We start from the raw sequence: 17,008 nt of genomic DNA on the forward strand, positions 1-17,008 counted from the left end.
AAAGGGGTTGTTACTTGGCACTGACTTTCGGCACGCTGTTGAGTTCTCAAGGAGCGGACGCGCTCCAACGCCAGCCTTTTGGGCCTTTGCTCGAGGCGGTGTCTCGACTGTACTCCGCGCTCCGCAGCAGTCAAACCGCGGGGGTTCGACCGGCGGTTGACCAGGCTGGCGGCCCGGTCCGTTCTCGCGCGGTGCAGGGAGAACGATACACGCGCCGGAGGGGGTCGTGCACGGGGGGTCCGGAGGGGCTCCCCCTCCCGTCGACCGCCGGCCGTTTCCGCAGGTCCGCGGCTTGCGCGCGGCGGGGCAAGCGCGGGCCCACCCGACGCGGGGCCCGGGGAGGAGTCCGTCGCGTCGTCAGGCCACGCCCCGCGGCCGGAACTGGACGCTGACCCGCGGCCCGACGGCCTTGGCCGTCTTCGGGATGCAGTGCTCCCACGTGCGCTGGCACGAGCCGCCCATCACCACGAGGTCGCCGTGCCCCAGGGGGAAGCGCAGGCTCTCGCCGCCCCCGACGGGACGGAGCACGAGCGGCCGCGGCGAGCCGAAGGAGACGATGGCGACCATCGTGTCGGCGCTCCGCCCGCGGCCGATCCGGTCGCCGTGCCAGGCGACGCTGTCCCGCCCGTCCCGGTAGAGGCACATCCCGGCGCTGACGAACGGCTCTCCGAGCTCGGGGCCGTAGTGACTGTTCAGCGCCGTGCGCGCCTCCGCGAGGAGAGGGTGCGGCAGCGTCTCCTCCGCGCCGTACCACCGGAGCAGCCGGGGGACGGCGACCTCCCGCTCATACATCTGCCGGCGGTCGGCGCGCCAGCCGATGTCCCCGAGCAGCACCTCGAGCACCGCGTCCGAGCCGCTGACCCAGCCCGGCAGGTGATCGACCCAGGCACCACGCGCGAGGTGGTGCCGGGTCACGGCGAGCGGCCCCACGGTGGGCTCCTCGGCGAGGTCCCACATCGACGGCTGGTGCGCGAGCGACATGCCGCGGAGGCTACGCCGGATCGAACAGGTGTACGACCCCTAGGCGGTCAGGGCGAGCGCGAAGGGCAGCACCCGCGAGGCGCCGGCCAGCCGTAGCTCCCGCCCCGCGACGGTCATGGTCCAGCGCGAGTCGGCGAGGTCGTCGACGAGCAGGACCGGCACCGGCCCGAGCGCACGCAGCTGCTCGCGGAGCTCGGGGCCCACCACGATCCGCTGCCACACACCCGCCAGCCGGAAGGCGCTGTTGCCACCGGGCCCGCCGGTCGGGCCCCCGGAGACCAGGGACAGCTCGCCGAGGTAGGGCAGCCGGCCCAGCCCGGCCAGCCCCTGGGCGAGGCCGGTGACCAGCCGGGGCCGGCGCCGCGAGGGGACGGCGACGACCGCGGCCGGCCGCTCGGTCCAGTCCCAGGCGCCCAGCACGCGCGCGCACGCGCGGATCAGCTCGTCGTCGGGCGGGACGTCGGAGATCGACCGCTGCACGGGGACGTCGAACGCGGCGTCCGGGTCCTCCTCGATGCCGGGCGCCTCGTGGTCGAGGGTCACGACGCCGCCCACGCCGTCGTCCCCGAGGAGGGTGCGCAGCCGCTGACCCCAGCCCAGGTCGGTGAGCCGGGCGACGGCGCGGCCCGGGTCGAGCTGCTCGCCGGCGGCGATCTTGCCCTTGACGTCGACGCCGAGCCGGTCGGCGCCGGTGGGCCACTGCGCCCGGGGCGCCAGCTCCACCCCCGGGCGGTCGAGCACCGCCGAGGCCGCCTCGGTCGCGGCGGCGGATACCTGGGTGGCGTACCAGGGACCGGCGCAGACGTCGCAGCGGCCGCACGGCGCGGCGGTCGGGTCGTCGAGGGCCTCCTGGAGGAAGGCCATCCGGCACTGCGCCTCGTCGACCGGCCGCGCGTAGGTGATCATCGCGCGCTGCTCGGCCTCGCGGGTGCGGGTGACCCGGGCGTAGCGGTCGGCGTCGTAGACCCAGGGCCGGCCGGTCGACCGCCAGCCTCCCTGGACCCGCTCCACCGCGCCGTCGACGGCGAGCACCTTGAGCAGCAGCTCCAGCCGGGACCGGCGGACGTCGGCGACCGTCTCCAGCCGCGCGACCGACCAGGCCTTGCCGTCGGCCATCGCGCCCAGCACCGCGGCGGCGTGGTCCTCCCGCGGCATGGACGACGTGGCGAACCACTGCCAGATCGCCAGGTCCTCGGGGCCGGGCAGCAGCAGGACGTCGGCGTGCTCGACGGCGCGGCCGGCGCGACCCACCTGCTGGTAGTAGCTGACCGGCGAGGACGGCGCCCCGAGGTGGACGACGAAGCCCAGGTCGGGCTTGTCGAAGCCCATGCCCAGCGCGGACGTCGCGACGAGGGCCTTGACGTCGTTCGCCCGCAACGCCTCCTCCGCCTCGCGACGGTCGGCGTCGTCCAGCCGGCCGGTGTAGGCCCGGACCTCGTGGCCGGCGTCGCGCAGCAGCGCGGCGGTCTCCTCGGCCGCGGCGACGGTGAGCGTGTAGACGATCCCGCTGCCCGGCAGGTCCTCCAGGTGGGAGGCCAGCCAGGCGAGCCGGGCGCGGTCGGTCGGCAGCCGCAGCACGCCCAGGCGCAGCGAGTCGCGCGCCAGCGGACCGCGCACCGTCGTCACCGACACCCCGCCGGCACCCAACTGCTCGGCGACGTCGGCCACCACGCGCTCGTTCGCCGTCGCCGTCGTGGCCAGCACGGGGGTGCCCGCGGGCAGCGTGCCCAGCAGGTCGCGGATCCGCCGGTAGTCGGGGCGGAAGTCGTGACCCCAGTCGGACACGCAGTGCGCCTCGTCGACCACGAGCAGGCCACAGCGGGCGACCAGCCCGGGCAGCTGCTCCTCCCGGAACCGCGGGTTGGTCAGCCGCTCCGGGGAGACGAGCAGCACGTCGACGTCGTCGGCGGCGAGGCGGGAGGCGACGTCGTCCCACTCCGTCGCGTTGGCGCTGGAGATCTCCACCGCGCGGATGCCGGCCCGCGCGGCCGCCGCCACCTGGTCGCGCATCAGCGCGAGCAGCGGGCTGACCAGCAGGGTCGGGCCCGCGCCGCGGCGGCGCAGCAGCGCCGTGGAGACGAAGTAGACCGCCGACTTGCCCCAGCCGGTGCGCTGCACCACGAGCGCCCGCTCCGAGCGCTCGACCAACGCGGCGACGGCGGCGTCCTGCCCCTCGCGGAACTCGGCGTCGGGCCGGCCGGTCAGCTCGCGGAGGACCTCGAGGGCCTCGGTGGTCAGGGCGGACGGCGGCGCGGCGGTGCTCACGGCTCCCGACAGTAGGCACCCGCGGTGACAGGACCGGCCGCCGCGCGGAACCTGGGGACGGAGGAGGACAATCCACAGACGATGCGACCGCCGGACAACCACGTACACACCAGGTGGTCCTGGGACACCCCCGACTCGGCCACGATGGTGCGCGCCTGCGAGCGGGCCGTCGCCCGGGGCCTGCCCGCCATCGCCTTCACCGAGCACCTCGACTTCACCACGTGGTCACCGGAGGACCGGGCCACCGCCGACGGCCTGGTCGACCGGCACGCCTCACGGCACCTGCCGATCGACGTCGAGGGCTACTTCGCCGAGCTGACCGAGTGCCGGGAGCGCTTCCCGGAGCTGCGGATCTGGTCCGGCGTCGAGACCGGCGAGCCGCACCTGTTCGCCGCGAGCGTCGCCGGCCACCTGCGCGACGCCCCGGTCGACCGGGTGCTGGGGTCGCTGCACTCGCTGAGCCAGGACGGGCGGCTCTACGGCGTCGGCCGCCTCCTCTACCCGGACGCGGACACCACGATGCGGCGCTACCTGGCCGAGGTCGTCGACATGGTGGAGAGCAGCGACGTCTTCGAGGTGCTGGCGCACGTGGACTTCCCGCGCCGGTACTGGCCCGGGGGCAGCGACCGGTACGCGGAGAAGGACTACGAGGAGGAGTACCGGGCGGTGTTCCGCGCGCTGGCCGGCACCGGCCGCGCGCTCGAGGTCAACACGACCAGCCCGCTGGCCTCGGTCGACCAGGTGCGCTGGTTCTACGAGGAGGGCGGCGCCGCGGTCAGCTTCGGCAGCGACGCGCACCAGCCGGCCGTCGTCGGCCAGCACTTCGACCTCGCGGTGGACGTCGTCGAGGCGGCCGGGTTCCGGCCCGGACGCGACTCCTTCGACTTCTGGCGCCGCTGACGGATTTACTTCAGCGCTGAGGCACTTCCCGGCTAGGGTTCCGGCGTGACCTCCTCCCGCCGCGTCGTGATCGCCCTCGGCGGCAACGCGATGACCGGTCCCGACGGATCGGCGACGCCGGACGCGCAACAGGCGGCGATCGCCGCGGCGTGCGGGCCCATCGCCGAGGTCGTGGCCGCCGGCGTCGAGGTGGTGCTCACCCACGGCAACGGTCCGCAAGTGGGGAACCTGCTGGTCAAGAACGAGCTGGCGGCCCACGAGGTCCCGCCGGTGCCGCTGGACTGGTGCGTGGCGCAGACCCAGGCGACCATCGGATTCACCCTCGCCGACGAGCTCGACGCCGCCCTCGCCGCCCGCGGCCTGGCGCAGCGCACGGCCGGCCTGGTCACCCGGACGCTGGTCGACGCCGGCGACCCGCACTTCCGCGAGCCGTCGAAGCCGGTCGGCCGCTTCCTCCCCCGGGAGAAGGCCGAGACCTTCATCGCGCACGGCCAGATCTGGGAGGACCGCGGCCCCCGCGGCTGGCGGCGCGTGGTCGCCTCGCCCGAGCCGCGGTCGGTCGTCGACGTCCCGGCGATCTCGGCGCTGGCCGGCGCGGGCTTCGTCGTCGCCTGCGCCGGCGGCGGTGGCATCCCGGTGGTGGACGACGGCGGCGGGGCGCTCCGCGGCGTCGAGGCGGTCATCGACAAGGACCTCACCGCGGCGCTGCTGGCCGCCCAGCTGGGCGCGGACACGCTGGTCATCGCCACCGACGTCCCGAACGTGATGATCGACTTCGGCACGCCGTCCGCCCGGCCGCTCGGCGCGGTCACCGCCGCCGAGCTGCGCGAGCACGCCGCGGCCGGTCAGTTCGCCCGCGGCAGCATGGGGCCCAAGGTGGACGCCGCGCTGCGCTTCGTGACCGGCACGGCCCCCGGCCACGACCAGCCCCGGCGCGCCGTCATCACCAGCCTGGAGCACATCTCCGACGCCGTCCGCGGGGACGCCGTCGGCACCGTCCTCACCGCCCAGTGACCCACCCACCCGACGAAAGGGAACGCCGCGATGCCCGCACCGATCGAGGTCCGCAAGGTCCCCCTGCACAACGTCAGTGACGCGTCCGAGCTGGCCAAGCTCATCGACGACGGCGTCATGGAGGCCGACCGGGTCGTCGCGGTCATCGGCAAGACCGAGGGCAACGGCGGGATCAACGACTACACGCGGATCATCGCCGACCGCGCCTTCCGCGAGGTGCTCCTCGAGAAGGGCTCCCGGTCGCTCGACGAGGTCAAGCAGATCCCGATCGTGTGGTCCGGGGGGACGGACGGCGTCATCAGCCCGCACGCCACCGTCTTCGCCACCCTCCCCGAGGACGCCGTCGAGAAGACCGACGAGCCGCGGCTGACCGTCGGCTACGCGATGAGCGACGTCCTGCTGCCCGAGGACATCGGCCGGGTCGCGATGGTCGAGAAGGTCGCCGAGGGCGTGAAGAAGGCGATGGAGGCCGCCGGCATCACCGACCCGGCCGACGTCCACTACGTGCAGACCAAGACGCCGCTGCTGACCATCGACACGATCCGCGACGCCCACGAGCGCGGCCAGACGACCATCCTGGAAGAGCCGCACGGCTCCATGGACATCTCCAACGGCACGACGGCCCTGGGCATCGCGGTGGCCCTCGGCGAGATCGAGATGCCGACGCAGGAGCAGGTCATGCGCGACCTCTCCCTCTACAGCGCCGTCGCCTCCTGCTCCTCGGGCGTCGAGCTGGATCGCGCGCAGATCGTCGTCGTCGGCAACGCCCGTGGGCACGGCGGCACCTACCGCGTGGGCCACTCGGTCATGAAGGACGCCCTCGACCAGGACGGCATCTGGGCGGCCATCCGCGACGCCGGCCTCGAGCTGCCCGAGCGTCCCCACCACACGGACCTCGGCGACCGCCTGGTCAACGTCTTCCTCAAGTGCGAGGCCTCGCCCGACGGCAAGGTGCGCGGGCGGCGCAACGCGATGCTCGACGACTCCGACGTCTCCTGGCACCGCCAGATCAAGGCGACCGTCGGCGGCGTGACCGCGTCGGTGACCGGCGACCCGGCCGTGTTCGTGTCGGTCGCCGCGGTGCACCAGGGCCCGTCGGGCGGCGGCCCGGTGGCCGCGATCGTCAAGGCCTGACCCCGGCACGAACTGCCCGTTGATCATGGGGTTGTTGCCGCCGAACGCGCCGGTACGGGCGTGTCGGTCGGCAGCAACCCCATGATCAACGCGGATTGAGCCGCGGACTGGGCTGCGAGCTGGGCGGACTGGGCAGCGGGCGTCGAGGGGGGTCAGCGGGAGTAGTGCTCGACGACGAGCTGCTCCTCGCACACGACCGGGACCTCGTCGCGGGACGGCGTCCGCTCCACCCTGGCCACCAGGTCGGCCAGCCGGACCTCGAGGTAGGCCGGCGGGGTCGCGTGCGCACCGGCGGCGGCGACGACGAAGGGCTCCAACGTCCGTGACCGCTGGGCGATCTGCACGAAGTCGCCCGGGCGCAGCCGGTAGGAGGGCCGGTCCACGCGCCTGCCGTTGACCAGGACGTGCTGGTGGACGACGAACTGGCGGGCCTGGTAGATCGTCCGCGCGAACCCGGCGCGGAGCACGGTCGCGTCCAGCCGCGACTCGAGGTCCTGGATCAGCGCCTCGCCGGTCTTGCCCCCGGCCCGCTTGGCGCGGTCGAAGGCGGCCCGCAGCTGGGTCTCGCTGATGTCGTACTGCGCCCGCAGCCGCTGCTTCTCGAGCAGCCGGGTCTTGTAGTCGCTGGTGCTCCTGCGCTTCCGGCCGTGCTCCCCCGGCGGGTACGGCCGGCGCTCGACGTAGCGGACGGACTTCGGCGTCAGGGGGATGCCGAGCGCGCGGCTGAGCCGGACCTTGGTGCGCGGGGTGTTCACGAGACCTCCTGGTTTGGTTAGGCTCACCTTACTCAGACTCGATCCCCCGACGTCCACCCCGAGGGAAGCCATGACCGCTGGATCACCGTTCCCGTCCCGGGCACTCGCCGCGGGCGCCGCCGAGCGGGCGCGCACCGTCGCGACCCGGCCCGCCGCCTCCGTCCACGCCCTCGGCCTGGGCACCAGCCACCCGCTGGCCGCGACCACGACCGCGGACGGGGAGGTGCTGCTCGTCGTCCCCCGGTCCGGCGGCCTGGCCGGGACGGTGCACGCCGCCCCCGAGGGCGACCTGCCCGCACGGCTGACGGTGACCTGCCGCTCGCCCCTGCCGCTGCGCAACCCGCTGCGGGCACGCCTGGAGCTGGCCGGCTGGCTCACCCCGCTGGCCGCCCGCGACGAGCCCGAGCGGGTGTTGGCGTTCGCCGACGCCAGCCCCGCCGACGTCCTGCTCGACGTCGGGCTGACGGCGACGCTGCTGCGCCTCGACGTCGCCGAGGTGCTGCTGCACGAGGGCGGGGCCTGCACCGAGGTCACGCCGGAGGAGTACGCCGCCGCCCGGCCCGACCCGCTCGGCGCCGCCGAGGGCGACCTGATCGCCGCGCACGCCGGCCCGCTGGGCGAGCTGTGCTCACGGGTGCGGGCGTGGACCGGCGACGACGACGTGCACCTGCTCGGCCTGGACCGGTTCGGCGTCCTCTTCCGGGTGGAGCACCGGCGGGGCTGCTACGACCTGCGGACGCCGTTCCCCGCCCCGCTGTCCGACGCCGGCGGGTTCCCGGCCGCCGTCGAGGGGCTGCTCTCCTGCACCCACTGAGCTCAGCCGGCGGCGCGCACCTCCTCGGCCAGCGCGACCAGCGCCTGCTCGAAGCACTGCTGCGGCGGCTGGACCAGCCCGGCACCGACCTGGCCGGTGCCGGCCACCCGGCCGGCCATGCCGGTGTTGATCTGCGGCAGCCAGCCGGTGCGGGCCACCGCGAGGACGTCGATCCCGGTCGGGGAGCCGCGGAAGCCGAGGATCGGCACCTGCATCGCCGGGTTCTCCGCCAGGGTCAGCTGGTACATGCGCTCGGTGGTGGCCAGGGCGTCGGGCACGGTGCCGCCGACGAAGCGGACGATCGCCGGCGCGGCCGCCATGGTGAACCCACCGACGCCGTAGGTCTCCATGATCGCGGAGTCGCCGATGTCGGGGTTGGCGTCCTCGGGGCCGTAGTCGCCGAGGAAGAGGCCCACCGGGGTGTTGGCGGGGCCGGTGAACCAGCGGTCGCCGGTGCCGGCGGTCTGGATGCCGAACTCCGTCCCGTTGCGGGACATCACGGTCAGCATGGTGGAGCCGGGGATCCCGCGGGCGGAGTCGAGGGCGAGCTTCGCGCTCGGCATGCCGAGGTTGAGGAAGAAGTGCTCGTTGCCGCCGATGAACCGGAGCACCTCGGCGATGTCGGACGACGGCGCGTCGACCGCCACGATCGCCGGTGACAGCTCGCGCAGGGTCATCAGCGAGCCGGCGCGGTTGCGGTTGTGGCCCTCGTCGCCCATCTGCAGCATCTGCGCGAGCACGGCCTTGACGTCCAGCGGCTCGGTCATCGAGCGGACGGCGGACTGCAGCACCGGCCCCAGCACGTCGCGCATCCAGCGCAGCCGGGTGATCACCTCGTCGTTGTAGGCGCCCATCCGCAGCACCTTGCCGAGGCCCTCGTTGAGGTTGCAGAACGCCTGACCGCCGTGGACGGGGTCGTGCAGGCACCACATCCACATCGACGGGCTGGTCACCCCGGCCATCGGGCCCACCGCGCGGTGGTGGTGGCAGGGGTCGAGGGTGATCTCGCCGGCGGCGAGGACGCGCTCCGCCTCCTCGGCGGTGTCGGCCCAGCCCTCGAACAGGCAGGCGCCGATCAGCGCGCCGCGCAGCGGGCCGCTGGCGTCGGCCCAGGCGATGGGCGGCCCGGCGTGCAGCAGCGTGCGGTCGGGGAGGCCGATCACGTCGCGGGCCGGCCGGACGTCGACCAGCTGCGCGCCCGCGGCCATGAGCCGCTCGACCGCGGTGCGGTTGGCGGCGGCCCGGCGCCGGTCGAGGGCCAGCGCGGCGAGGTCGCCCGGGTCGCCGAAGCCCGGCGGGCGCCAGTCGACGTCGTGCACCTCCGCGCCCTGGGCGCGCAGCGCGTCGGAGAAGACGTCGACACCGGCGGCGACGATCGCCGGCGGGGCGGAGAGGAGCTCGGCCAGCGTCATCGTGCTGCTCCCAGCAGGTCGAGGGCGTGCCGCGTGGCCGCGGCGTTGGAGGCGAAGACAGCGGCGCCGGCGCCGGCCAGGGCGTCGGCCTGCCGGCTCCAGCCCTGCGGGTCGGCCTCGGTGCCGACCAGCGCGACCACGACCGGCAGCGGGGTGGCCGACGCCGCGCGGGCCGCGGTCAGGGCCGGGACGAGGGCGGCGGCGGGATCGGCGTCCGCCCCGTGACCGAGGACCACGTCGAGGAGGACGACGGCCGGCTCGTCGGCGGCCGCGACGGCGGCGAGGGCCTCGAGCCGCAGCGTGGGGTCGATCATCGGGTGGGCGCGACCGACGGTCAGCGCGTCGTCGCCGAAGTCGACGACCACGGAACCGGAGGCGGACAGGTCCGTCCCGAGGTCCAGCTCGGGCCGCAGCGGGGTGTTCGAGCGGATGTCGCCGAGCACGGGGGCCGCGAGGAGCATCGCCTCGTCGGCGAGCGTGCCCCCGGAGAACAGCCCCTTGAGGACGGCGCCCGGCGCGGCTGCGGTGCCGTCGCCCGGCCGCGACGGCCACTCCGGCACCGCGGCGCCCATGTCGGCGAGCAGCGCCTCGACCGCGGCGGTGAGGTCCGGGGTCTGCGGCGAGAGGGCCGCCGAGCGCACCGGAACCGACAGCTGTGCGGCGGCGGCCTCGACCGCGGCCGCGACCGACGGCGCCGGCGGCTTGGAGACCAGCAGCACGCGCTCGGTGGCCGGGTCGGCGTCGAGGGCGGCCAGCGCGTCCAGCGTGGCCAGCCCGCCAACGGCCTCCGACAGGTCCCGGCCGCCGACGCCGAGCACGTGGCTGACGCCGACACCGGCCATGTCGAGGAGGCAGGAGACCTGCTGGGCGCCGGTGCCGGAGGCGGCGACCAGGCCGACCGGTCCGCGCGCCACCACGTTGGCGAACCCGAGGGCGACCCCGGAGACGATCGCCGTGCCGCAGTCGGGGCCCATGACGAGGACGCCGGCGTCGTGCGCGGCCCGCTTGAGCGCGACCTCGTCCTCGACCGGCACGCCGTCGGAGAAGACCAGCACGCTGCGGCCGGCGGCGATCGCGTCGGCGGCCTCGGCGACGGCGTACTGCCCGGGAACGCTGACGATGGCCAGGGCCGGGCCCCCGGTCGGCAGCGCGTCCAGGCCGGCCCCGATGGTCCGCGCCGGGATCGCCTCACCGGCGGTGCCCGAGCGCTCGCGGGCGGCGAGCGCGGTGTCGACGGCGGCGACGGCCGCAACCAGGACGTCGTCGTCCGCGGCCCGGATGGCGATGAGCAACTGGTCCGGGGAGGCGGCGCCGTCGGGCGCCAGGCCCATGTTCCGGGCCAGCTCCAGGTTCAGCGGTGTGGCCATCGCGACGAGGACGGCGGAGACCCCGTCGCGGGCGCCGATGTCGCGGCTGACCTGCATCAACTTCACCGAGTCGGCGTAGACACCGCTGCGGAGGGAGACGTGCCGGGCAGCGGCGTCCGAGGGAGGGGCGGTCACGCCTCGACCCTAGCGACAAACTCCCTCAGCGTTGAGAGATCTTGCCCGTAACGATTTAGCGTTGAGGTACTTCCGCAGCCCCCGGGTGCGTGACACATTGGCGCCTCTCTGGTGCCGGACGACGTCCGTCGACCCGGCCCGGCCAGGTCTGTGGTGCACGTCGAGGAGGCACTCATGGCGTTCAGCTGGAAGCTCTACGGGGACGGCAAGACCCCGCCGTTGGGCGAGGCCGTCGCCCCGGACGAGCGCTTGTCGTGGCCGCTCACCATCGGAATCGGCGCGCAACACGTCGTGGCCATGTTCGGCGCGACCTTCGTCTTCCCGCTCGTCATGGGACTGGACGCGAACCTCGCGATCATGATGAGCGGCATCGCGACGATCATCTTCCTGCTGATCGTGAGCGGGAAGGTCCCGAGCTACCTCGGCACCAGCGCCTCGTTCGTGGGCGGGGTGGTCGCCGTCCGGGGCGCGGGTGGTGACTCCAGCGACGTCGTGGGCGCGATCCTCGTGTCGGGCGTGGTCCTGGCGCTCGTGGGTGTGCTCATCCACTTCGCCGGGGTGCGCTTCCTGCACACGATCCTGCCGCCGGCCGTCACCGGCGCCGTGGTGCTGCTGATCGGGTTCAACCTCGCCCCGGTCGTCTCCGGCATCTACTGGCCGCAGGACCAGTGGGTGGCGCTGGCCACGATGGCGTTCGTCGTGGTCGCCTCGCTGCTGCTGCGCGGCTTCTGGGCCCGCATCTCCATCCTCCTGGGCCTGATCTTCGGCTACCTGCTCTCCTGGCTGCTCGACGTGACGGCGGGCCCGATCACCTCCGTGCTCGGTGGCGCGACCGAGGCGACCACCCACGACCGGGTGAGCCTCGGCGGGGTGGCCGACGCCCCGTGGATCGGGCTGCCCGACTTCACGGCGCCGAGCTTCTCGCTCAACTTCTCCCTCCTCGTCCTGCCCGCCGTCATCGCGCTGGTCGCCGAGAACACCGGGCACGTCAAGGCGGTCGCGGCGATGACCAAGCGCGACCTCGACCCGGTCATGGGCCGGGCGATCGCCGCCGACGGCGTCGGCACCGTGGTGGCCACCGCGGTCGGCGGGTCCCCCACGACGACCTACGCCGAGAACATCGGCGTCATGGCCGCCACCCGCGTCTACTCGACGGCGGCCTACTACGTGGCCGCGATCGTCGCGATCCTGCTCGGTCTCTGCCCCAAGTTCGGCGCGCTCATCAACGCCACCCCGGGTGGCGTGCTCGGCGGCATCACGGTGGTCCTGTACGGGATGATCGGCCTGCTCGGCGTCAAGATCTGGAAGGAGAACCGGGTCGACTTCGCCAACCCGATCAACCTGGTTCCCCTGTCGGCCGGGATCATCATCGCCATCGGGAACGTCACGCTGGTGTTCAGCGAGAACTTCTCGCTCGGCGGGATCGCACTCGGCTCGATCGTCGCCGTCCTCGGGTGGCACGTCGCCCGGGCCCTGGCCCCCGCGGAGATGCGGGAGGCACTGACCCGCGAGGGGCTGCACCCTGCCGCCGCCTCGACCTTCGGGCACGTGCACGGTGACGAGATCAGCCCCGACCCGTCGTCGGTCGACGAGGTCGGCCGGCCCGGCGTCCCCCACTCCCGCACCCCGGGGAAGGGCAAGCTGGACAAGTGAAGCCCGCCCCCTTCCGCTACGCCGACCCCGGCTCCGTGGCCGAGGCCCTCGAGGTCCTCGCCACGGAGGAGGGCGCCAAGGTCCTCGCCGGTGGCCAGTCGCTGCTCCCGCTGCTCTCCATGCGGCTCGCGGCGCCGGCCACGCTCGTGGACATCAACCGGGTGCCCGGCCTCGACACCGTCGAGGCCACCGGGGACGGCGTGCGGGTGGGAGCCCTGGTGCGGCACGCGACACTCCTCGACGACGGCGCCGCCGCCCGGGTCCAGCCGCTGCTGGCCCGGGCGACGGCGAACGTCGCCCACCCCGCGATCCGCAACCGCGGGACGACGGTCGGCTCGATCGCGCACGCCGACCCCTCCGGCGAGATGACCTCCGTCCTCGCCCTCACCGACGGCTCCGTCACCGTGGCCACGCCCGGCGGCGTCGAGACGATCCCCTGGCGCGACCTGTTCGTCGGGCCGCTGGAGACCTCGATCTCCGGCCCCGCGGTCGTCACCTCCGCCTTCTTCCCCGCGCTCCCGCCGCGCTCGGGCACCGCCTTCGCCGAGGTCGCCCGCCGCAGGGGCGACTACGCGGTCTGCGGCGCCGGCGTCGTCGTCACGCTGGACGAGGACCGCCGCGTGTCCGCCGCCCGCGCCGCCTACATCTCCGTCGGGCTGGTGCCCGAGGTGCACGACCTCACCGAGGCCGTCGCCGGGCAGCCGGTCGCCGGCGCCGACTGGGCCGGCGCCGGCGCGCTCGCCCGCAGCCTGGTCGACCCGGACGGCGACCTGCACGCCAGCGCGGACTACCGCCGCCTGCTCGTCGGCGTGCTGACCGAACGAACGCTGGCGTCGGCAGCCGCCGAGGCCGCCGAGAGGACCGCCGCGTGACCGTTCCCGTCGACACCGAGCGGACCATCACCGTCACCGTGAACGGTGTTCCACGTGAAGCCACCGTCCCGGTGCGCCGGCTGCTCTCGGACGCGCTGCGCCACGACCTGGGGCTGACCGGCACCCACGTGGGCTGCGAGCACGGCGTCTGCGGCGCCTGCACGGTGCTGGTGGACGGCGCCGCGGTGCGCTCCTGCCTGCTGCTCGCCGTCCAGGTCGACGGCGCGACGGTGCAGACCGTCGAGGGCCTCGCGGGCGCCGACGGCGCGCTGCACCCGGTGCAGGAGGCGTTCCGCGAGTGCCACGCCCTGCAGTGCGGGTTCTGCACGCCGGGGTTCCTCATGACGATCAAGGCCGGGCTGGAGCAGCGCGACGCGGCCGCCGAGCTCACCGAGGAGGAGGTCGACGAGATCGTCGGCGGCAACCTCTGCCGGTGCACCGGCTACGCGAACATCAAGAAGGCCGTCCGCCACGCCGCCACCGCGATGAAGGACGCCCGGTGACGTCGCCCGCGCGAGGCATAGGAAGCTTTGCCCGCGTATCGAGCGCCGCGACGTGGGAATCGCTTCCTATGCCTCGAGGGGGACGGCGGTGACGACGAAGCTGTTCGGCGAGCCGGTCCGCCGGCGGGAGGACGCCCGGCTGATCACCGGCCGCGGCCGCTACCTCGACGACATCGGGCACACCGCGCTGGCCGCCGCCTTCGTGCGCAGCCCGCACGCGCACGCCCGCATCGTCGACATCGACGTCGAGCCGGCGCTGGACGTGGAGGGCCTGGTCGCCATCTACACCTACGAGGACCTCACCGGCCCGCTCGCCGAGCCGCTGCCGGTCCTCATCCCGCACCCGCAGCTGCACTCGCCGCGCACCGGCTACCCGCTGGCCACCGGCGAGGTGAACCACGTCGGCGAGCCGATCGTCATGGTCGTGGCCACCGACCGGTACCTCGCCGAGGACGCCGCCGAGCGGATCGCCGTCACGTACGAGGAGCTGCCGGTCGTAGTCGGCGTGGACGCCGCCCGCGCGGCCGAGCACGCCGTGCACGAGGAGATCCCGGACAACATCGCGGCCCGGCACCACCAGGAGACCGGGGACGTCGACCCGGCGCTGGCGGCCAGCCCGCACACGCTGTCCTTCACCCAGTACATCGAGCGCAGCGCCTGCATGCCGATGGAGGGCAAGGGCGTGCACGCGCGGTGGGACGCCGACGACCGGTCGCTGCGCGTCTACACCAGCACCCAGGCCTCGACGTCGGTCCGCGCGGCGATCGCGGCGAAGCTCGAGCTCTCGCTGGACAAGGTCGAGGTCATCGCGCCGGACGTCGGCGGCGGCTTCGGCGTGAAGATCGTGCACCCGTGGCCCGAGGAGCTGCTGGTGCCGATGGCCGCGATCGCGCTGCGGGCCGAGGTGAAGTGGGCCGAGGACCGCCGCGAGCACTTCATCTCCAGCGCCCACGAGCGGCAGCAGCGGCAGGAGATCACCGTCGGGTACGACGAGGACGGGCGGATCACTGCGCTCGACGTCCACATCTGGCACGACAACGGCGCGTACACGCCCTACGGCATCATCGTGCCGATCGTGACGGCGACCCAGCTGGTGGGCCCGTACGCCCTCCCGGTGTACCGGGTGATCGTGGAGAGCGTCTTCACCAACACCGTCATCGTGACGCCGTACCGCGGCGCCGGGCGGCCGCAGGGCTGCTTCGCGATGGAGCGGACGATGGACCGCATCGCCGACGCGCTCGGCCTGGACCGGGCCGTGGTCCGGGAGCGGAACCTCATCCAGCCCGACCAGTTCCCCTACGACCACCGGCTGACCTTCCAGGACGGCCGGCCGGTCATCTACGACTCCGGCGACTACCCCGGCCTGGTGGCCAAGCTGCGGAAGCTGGTCGGCTGGGAGGAGGCGGAGTCGCTCCGGGCGGACGCCGAGGCCCGCGGGAAGCTGCTCGGCGTCGGGATGGCGCTCTACGTCGAGGGCACCGGCCCCGGCCCCTACGAGGGCGGGCACGTGCAGGTGCTCGGCAGCGGCAAGGTGCTGGTGTCGACCGGGCTGACCTCGCAGGGCCAGGGGCACGAGACGGTGTTCGCGCAGATCGTCGCCTCCGAGCTCGGGGTGCCGATCGAGGACGTCGAGGTCACCACCGGCGACACCCGGCGGTTCGGCTACGCCGTCGGCACCTTCGCCTCGCGCGCGGCGGTGATGAGCGGCAACGCGATCGCCCTGGCCGCGCGTGGCGTGCGGGAGAAGGCGCTGCGGATCGCCGCCGACGTCCTGGAGGCCGACCCGGGCGACCTGGAGATCGAGGAGGGCGTCGTCCAGGTGAAGGGGACGCCGGGCACCGCGATCCCGCTGCGCACCGTCGCCGTCCTGTCCAACCCCCTGCGGTACGCCTTCGACGAGGCCGCCAAGCAGGCCACCCAGTTCGCCGGTCCCGCGGACGACTCCAAGCCCCCGGTGGCGGTCGGCGACGCGCCCGGCCTGGAGCACCGCGACTACTACTCGCCGATCCGGTCGACCTTCGCCTCCGGCGCGCACGCGGCGATCGTGGAGATCGACCCGGCGACGTGGGAGATCGACGTCGTCAAGTACGCCGTCGTCCACGACTGCGGGAACATCGTCAACCCGATGATCGTCGAGGGGCAGGTGCAGGGCGGCGTCGCGCAGGGCGTGGGCGGCGCGCTGTACGAGCGGATGGCCTACGACGCCGACGGCCAGCTGCAGAACGCCTCGTTCATGGACTTCCTCATGCCCTACGCCAGCGAGGTCCCCGACGTGGTCATCGACCACCAGGAGACCCCGTCGCCGCTGAACCCGCTGGGGCTCAAGGGCGCCGGCGAGGCCGGCGTCATCCCCGGGACGGCGGCGATCGCCTCGGCCATCGAGGACGCCACCGGACGGCGGATCGCGGCGATGCCGATCTCCCCCACCCAGCTCTACGACCTGATGCGATCCCCCGATTCGGAGAAGACCGCTGCGGCCGCGCGCCGGGCGGGGACAGGAGTTGACGCGTGAACCTCGACGGCTCTGCGCTGCTGCACGCTGCGCCGGAGGAGGTGTGGCGGGTCATCACCGACCCGGCCGTGCTGGCGCGCACGATCCCGGGTTGCGAGTCGCTGGAGATGGTCGGCCCGGACGAGTACAAGATGAACGTCTCGGTGGGCGTGGGCGCGATCCGCGGGACCTACGCCGGCGAGGTGCGGCTGACCGACCAGAACCGGCCGAAGTCCTACGTCATGCACGCGTCGGGCGCCGGTGCCCCGGGGAACGCGCGGGCGACGGTGACGATCGAGCTGGAGCCGGCCGACGCCGGGACGACGACGCTCAGCTACTCGGCCGACGCGGTCATCGGCGGCCCGGTCGCGGGCGTGGGCCAGCGGATGATCACCGGCGTCGCCAAGCGGATGGCCGGGCAGTTCTTCACGGCCATCGACGACGAGCTGACCGGTGTCGTGGCTCCGGTGCCGGCCGCGGTCTCGGCTGGGGCTGAGGCGCGCCCGTCGGCGGCCGCGGTGAGCGACACCGCGCCGCCGGCCCCGCAGGTGTTCGCCGGCCGGGCGGCTGCTCCGTCGACCGCGCCGTCCGACGTCCGGACGCTGGCCGTCGGGGCCCTGGGCGGCGCCGGGCTGACCCTGCTCGGCGTCCTCGTCGGCTGGCTCCTGGGCCGCCGCAGGGGCTGACACCGGTCGCCGTCGTGTGCACGTGA

14 protein-coding genes are annotated in these 17,008 nt (G+C 74.2%); 9 read left to right on the forward strand and 5 right to left on the reverse strand.

Annotated elements, in window-relative coordinates; genetic code table 11:
- Window positions 1-357: 357 nt before the first annotated feature.
- Both MY526_RS12905 and MY526_RS12910 read right to left on the reverse strand, forming a co-directional pair.
- Entirely contained in the window at window positions 358-981 is a 624-nt protein-coding gene (locus MY526_RS12905; protein ID WP_436704030.1) for an alpha-ketoglutarate-dependent dioxygenase AlkB, read from the reverse strand.
- A gap of 39 nt (window positions 982-1,020) precedes the next feature.
- Window positions 1,021-3,246, reverse strand: coding sequence for a RecQ family ATP-dependent DNA helicase (locus tag MY526_RS12910; RefSeq protein WP_436692137.1), 2,226 nt, complete (start codon window positions 3,244-3,246; stop codon window positions 1,021-1,023).
- Window positions 3,247-3,327: 81 nt separating this feature from the next.
- Between MY526_RS12910 and MY526_RS12915 the strand changes: the two genes are divergently transcribed.
- Genes MY526_RS12915 through MY526_RS12925 form a run of 3 tightly spaced genes read left to right on the forward strand, consistent with a single transcriptional unit; the run spans window position 3,328 to window position 6,294 of the window.
- Window positions 3,328-4,146 carry a PHP domain-containing protein gene (locus tag MY526_RS12915; RefSeq protein ID WP_436704031.1) on the forward strand — a complete coding sequence of 273 codons (819 nt, stop codon included), beginning with the start codon at window positions 3,328-3,330 and terminating at the stop codon, window positions 4,144-4,146.
- 45 nt (window positions 4,147-4,191) lie between these two features.
- Window positions 4,192-5,160, forward strand: a complete 969-nt coding sequence (locus MY526_RS12920; protein ID WP_436692139.1) for a carbamate kinase — start codon at window positions 4,192-4,194, stop codon at window positions 5,158-5,160.
- A 30-nt stretch (window positions 5,161-5,190) separates the two neighbouring features.
- Window positions 5,191-6,294 carry a ring-opening amidohydrolase gene (locus MY526_RS12925; RefSeq protein ID WP_436692140.1) on the forward strand — a complete coding sequence of 368 codons (1,104 nt, stop codon included), beginning with the start codon at window positions 5,191-5,193 and terminating at the stop codon, window positions 6,292-6,294.
- 152 nt (window positions 6,295-6,446) lie between these two features.
- Here the strand turns inward: MY526_RS12925 and rpsD are convergent, their stop codons facing one another.
- The gene (rpsD, locus tag MY526_RS12930; protein WP_436704032.1) at window positions 6,447-7,049 is read right to left on the reverse strand and encodes a 30S ribosomal protein S4; all 603 of its coding nucleotides are present in this window, start codon (window positions 7,047-7,049) and stop codon (window positions 6,447-6,449) included.
- Between the two features lie 70 nt (window positions 7,050-7,119).
- Between rpsD and MY526_RS12935 the strand changes: the two genes are divergently transcribed.
- On the forward strand, window positions 7,120-7,863 hold the full coding sequence (locus MY526_RS12935) for a DUF2470 domain-containing protein (RefSeq protein WP_436692143.1): 744 nt from the start codon (window positions 7,120-7,122) through the stop codon (window positions 7,861-7,863).
- A 2-nt stretch (window positions 7,864-7,865) separates the two neighbouring features.
- Here the strand turns inward: MY526_RS12935 and MY526_RS12940 are convergent, their stop codons facing one another.
- Entirely contained in the window at window positions 7,866-9,275 is a 1,410-nt protein-coding gene (locus MY526_RS12940; RefSeq protein WP_436692144.1) for a DUF1116 domain-containing protein, read from the reverse strand.
- Window positions 9,272-10,777 carry an FdrA family protein gene (locus tag MY526_RS12945; protein WP_436692145.1) on the reverse strand — a complete coding sequence of 502 codons (1,506 nt, stop codon included), beginning with the start codon at window positions 10,775-10,777 and terminating at the stop codon, window positions 9,272-9,274. Before MY526_RS12945 ends, MY526_RS12940 begins: the two co-directional genes overlap by 4 nt.
- Before the next feature lie 174 nt (window positions 10,778-10,951).
- Between MY526_RS12945 and MY526_RS12950 the strand changes: the two genes are divergently transcribed.
- The 5 genes from MY526_RS12950 to MY526_RS12970 all read left to right on the forward strand — a co-directional run bounded on the left by MY526_RS12950 (window position 10,952) and on the right by MY526_RS12970 (window position 16,982).
- Complete coding sequence (locus MY526_RS12950) at window positions 10,952-12,430, forward strand: uracil-xanthine permease family protein (RefSeq protein WP_436692146.1); 1,479 nt, start codon at window positions 10,952-10,954, stop codon at window positions 12,428-12,430.
- Entirely contained in the window at window positions 12,427-13,302 is an 876-nt protein-coding gene (locus tag MY526_RS12955) for an FAD binding domain-containing protein (protein ID WP_436704033.1), read from the forward strand. Before MY526_RS12950 ends, MY526_RS12955 begins: the two co-directional genes overlap by 4 nt.
- A complete protein-coding gene (locus MY526_RS12960; RefSeq protein ID WP_436692148.1) occupies window positions 13,299-13,805 on the forward strand; it encodes a (2Fe-2S)-binding protein in 507 nt (168 codons plus the stop codon). The genes MY526_RS12955 and MY526_RS12960 overlap by 4 nt, the downstream gene beginning before the upstream one ends.
- 88 nt (window positions 13,806-13,893) lie before the next feature.
- Window positions 13,894-16,317 carry an aerobic carbon-monoxide dehydrogenase large subunit gene (gene cutA / locus MY526_RS12965; RefSeq protein WP_436704034.1) on the forward strand — a complete coding sequence of 808 codons (2,424 nt, stop codon included), beginning with the start codon at window positions 13,894-13,896 and terminating at the stop codon, window positions 16,315-16,317.
- Window positions 16,314-16,982, forward strand: a complete 669-nt coding sequence (locus tag MY526_RS12970; protein WP_436704035.1) for an SRPBCC family protein — start codon at window positions 16,314-16,316, stop codon at window positions 16,980-16,982. The genes cutA and MY526_RS12970 overlap by 4 nt, the downstream gene beginning before the upstream one ends.
- The last annotated feature ends 26 nt before the right edge of the window (window positions 16,983-17,008 follow it).

Source organism: Geodermatophilus sp. CPCC 205761 (genome assembly GCF_051383655.1).
Classification (GTDB): domain Bacteria; phylum Actinomycetota; class Actinomycetes; order Mycobacteriales; family Geodermatophilaceae; genus Geodermatophilus.

Excerpts from the sequence above, each read along its gene's own strand:
- MY526_RS12905 (WP_436704030.1), bottom strand. The coding sequence starts at position 981 with ATGTCGCTCGCGCACCAGCCGTCGATGTGGGACCTCGCCGAGGAGCCC.
- MY526_RS12915 (WP_436704031.1), top strand. The coding sequence starts at position 3,328 with ATGCGACCGCCGGACAACCACGTACACACCAGGTGGTCCTGGGACACC.
- MY526_RS12925 (WP_436692140.1), top strand. The coding sequence starts at position 5,191 with ATGCCCGCACCGATCGAGGTCCGCAAGGTCCCCCTGCACAACGTCAGT.
- MY526_RS12935 (WP_436692143.1), top strand. The coding sequence starts at position 7,120 with ATGACCGCTGGATCACCGTTCCCGTCCCGGGCACTCGCCGCGGGCGCC.
- MY526_RS12940 (WP_436692144.1), bottom strand. The coding sequence starts at position 9,275 with ATGACGCTGGCCGAGCTCCTCTCCGCCCCGCCGGCGATCGTCGCCGCC.
- MY526_RS12950 (WP_436692146.1), top strand. The coding sequence starts at position 10,952 with ATGGCGTTCAGCTGGAAGCTCTACGGGGACGGCAAGACCCCGCCGTTG.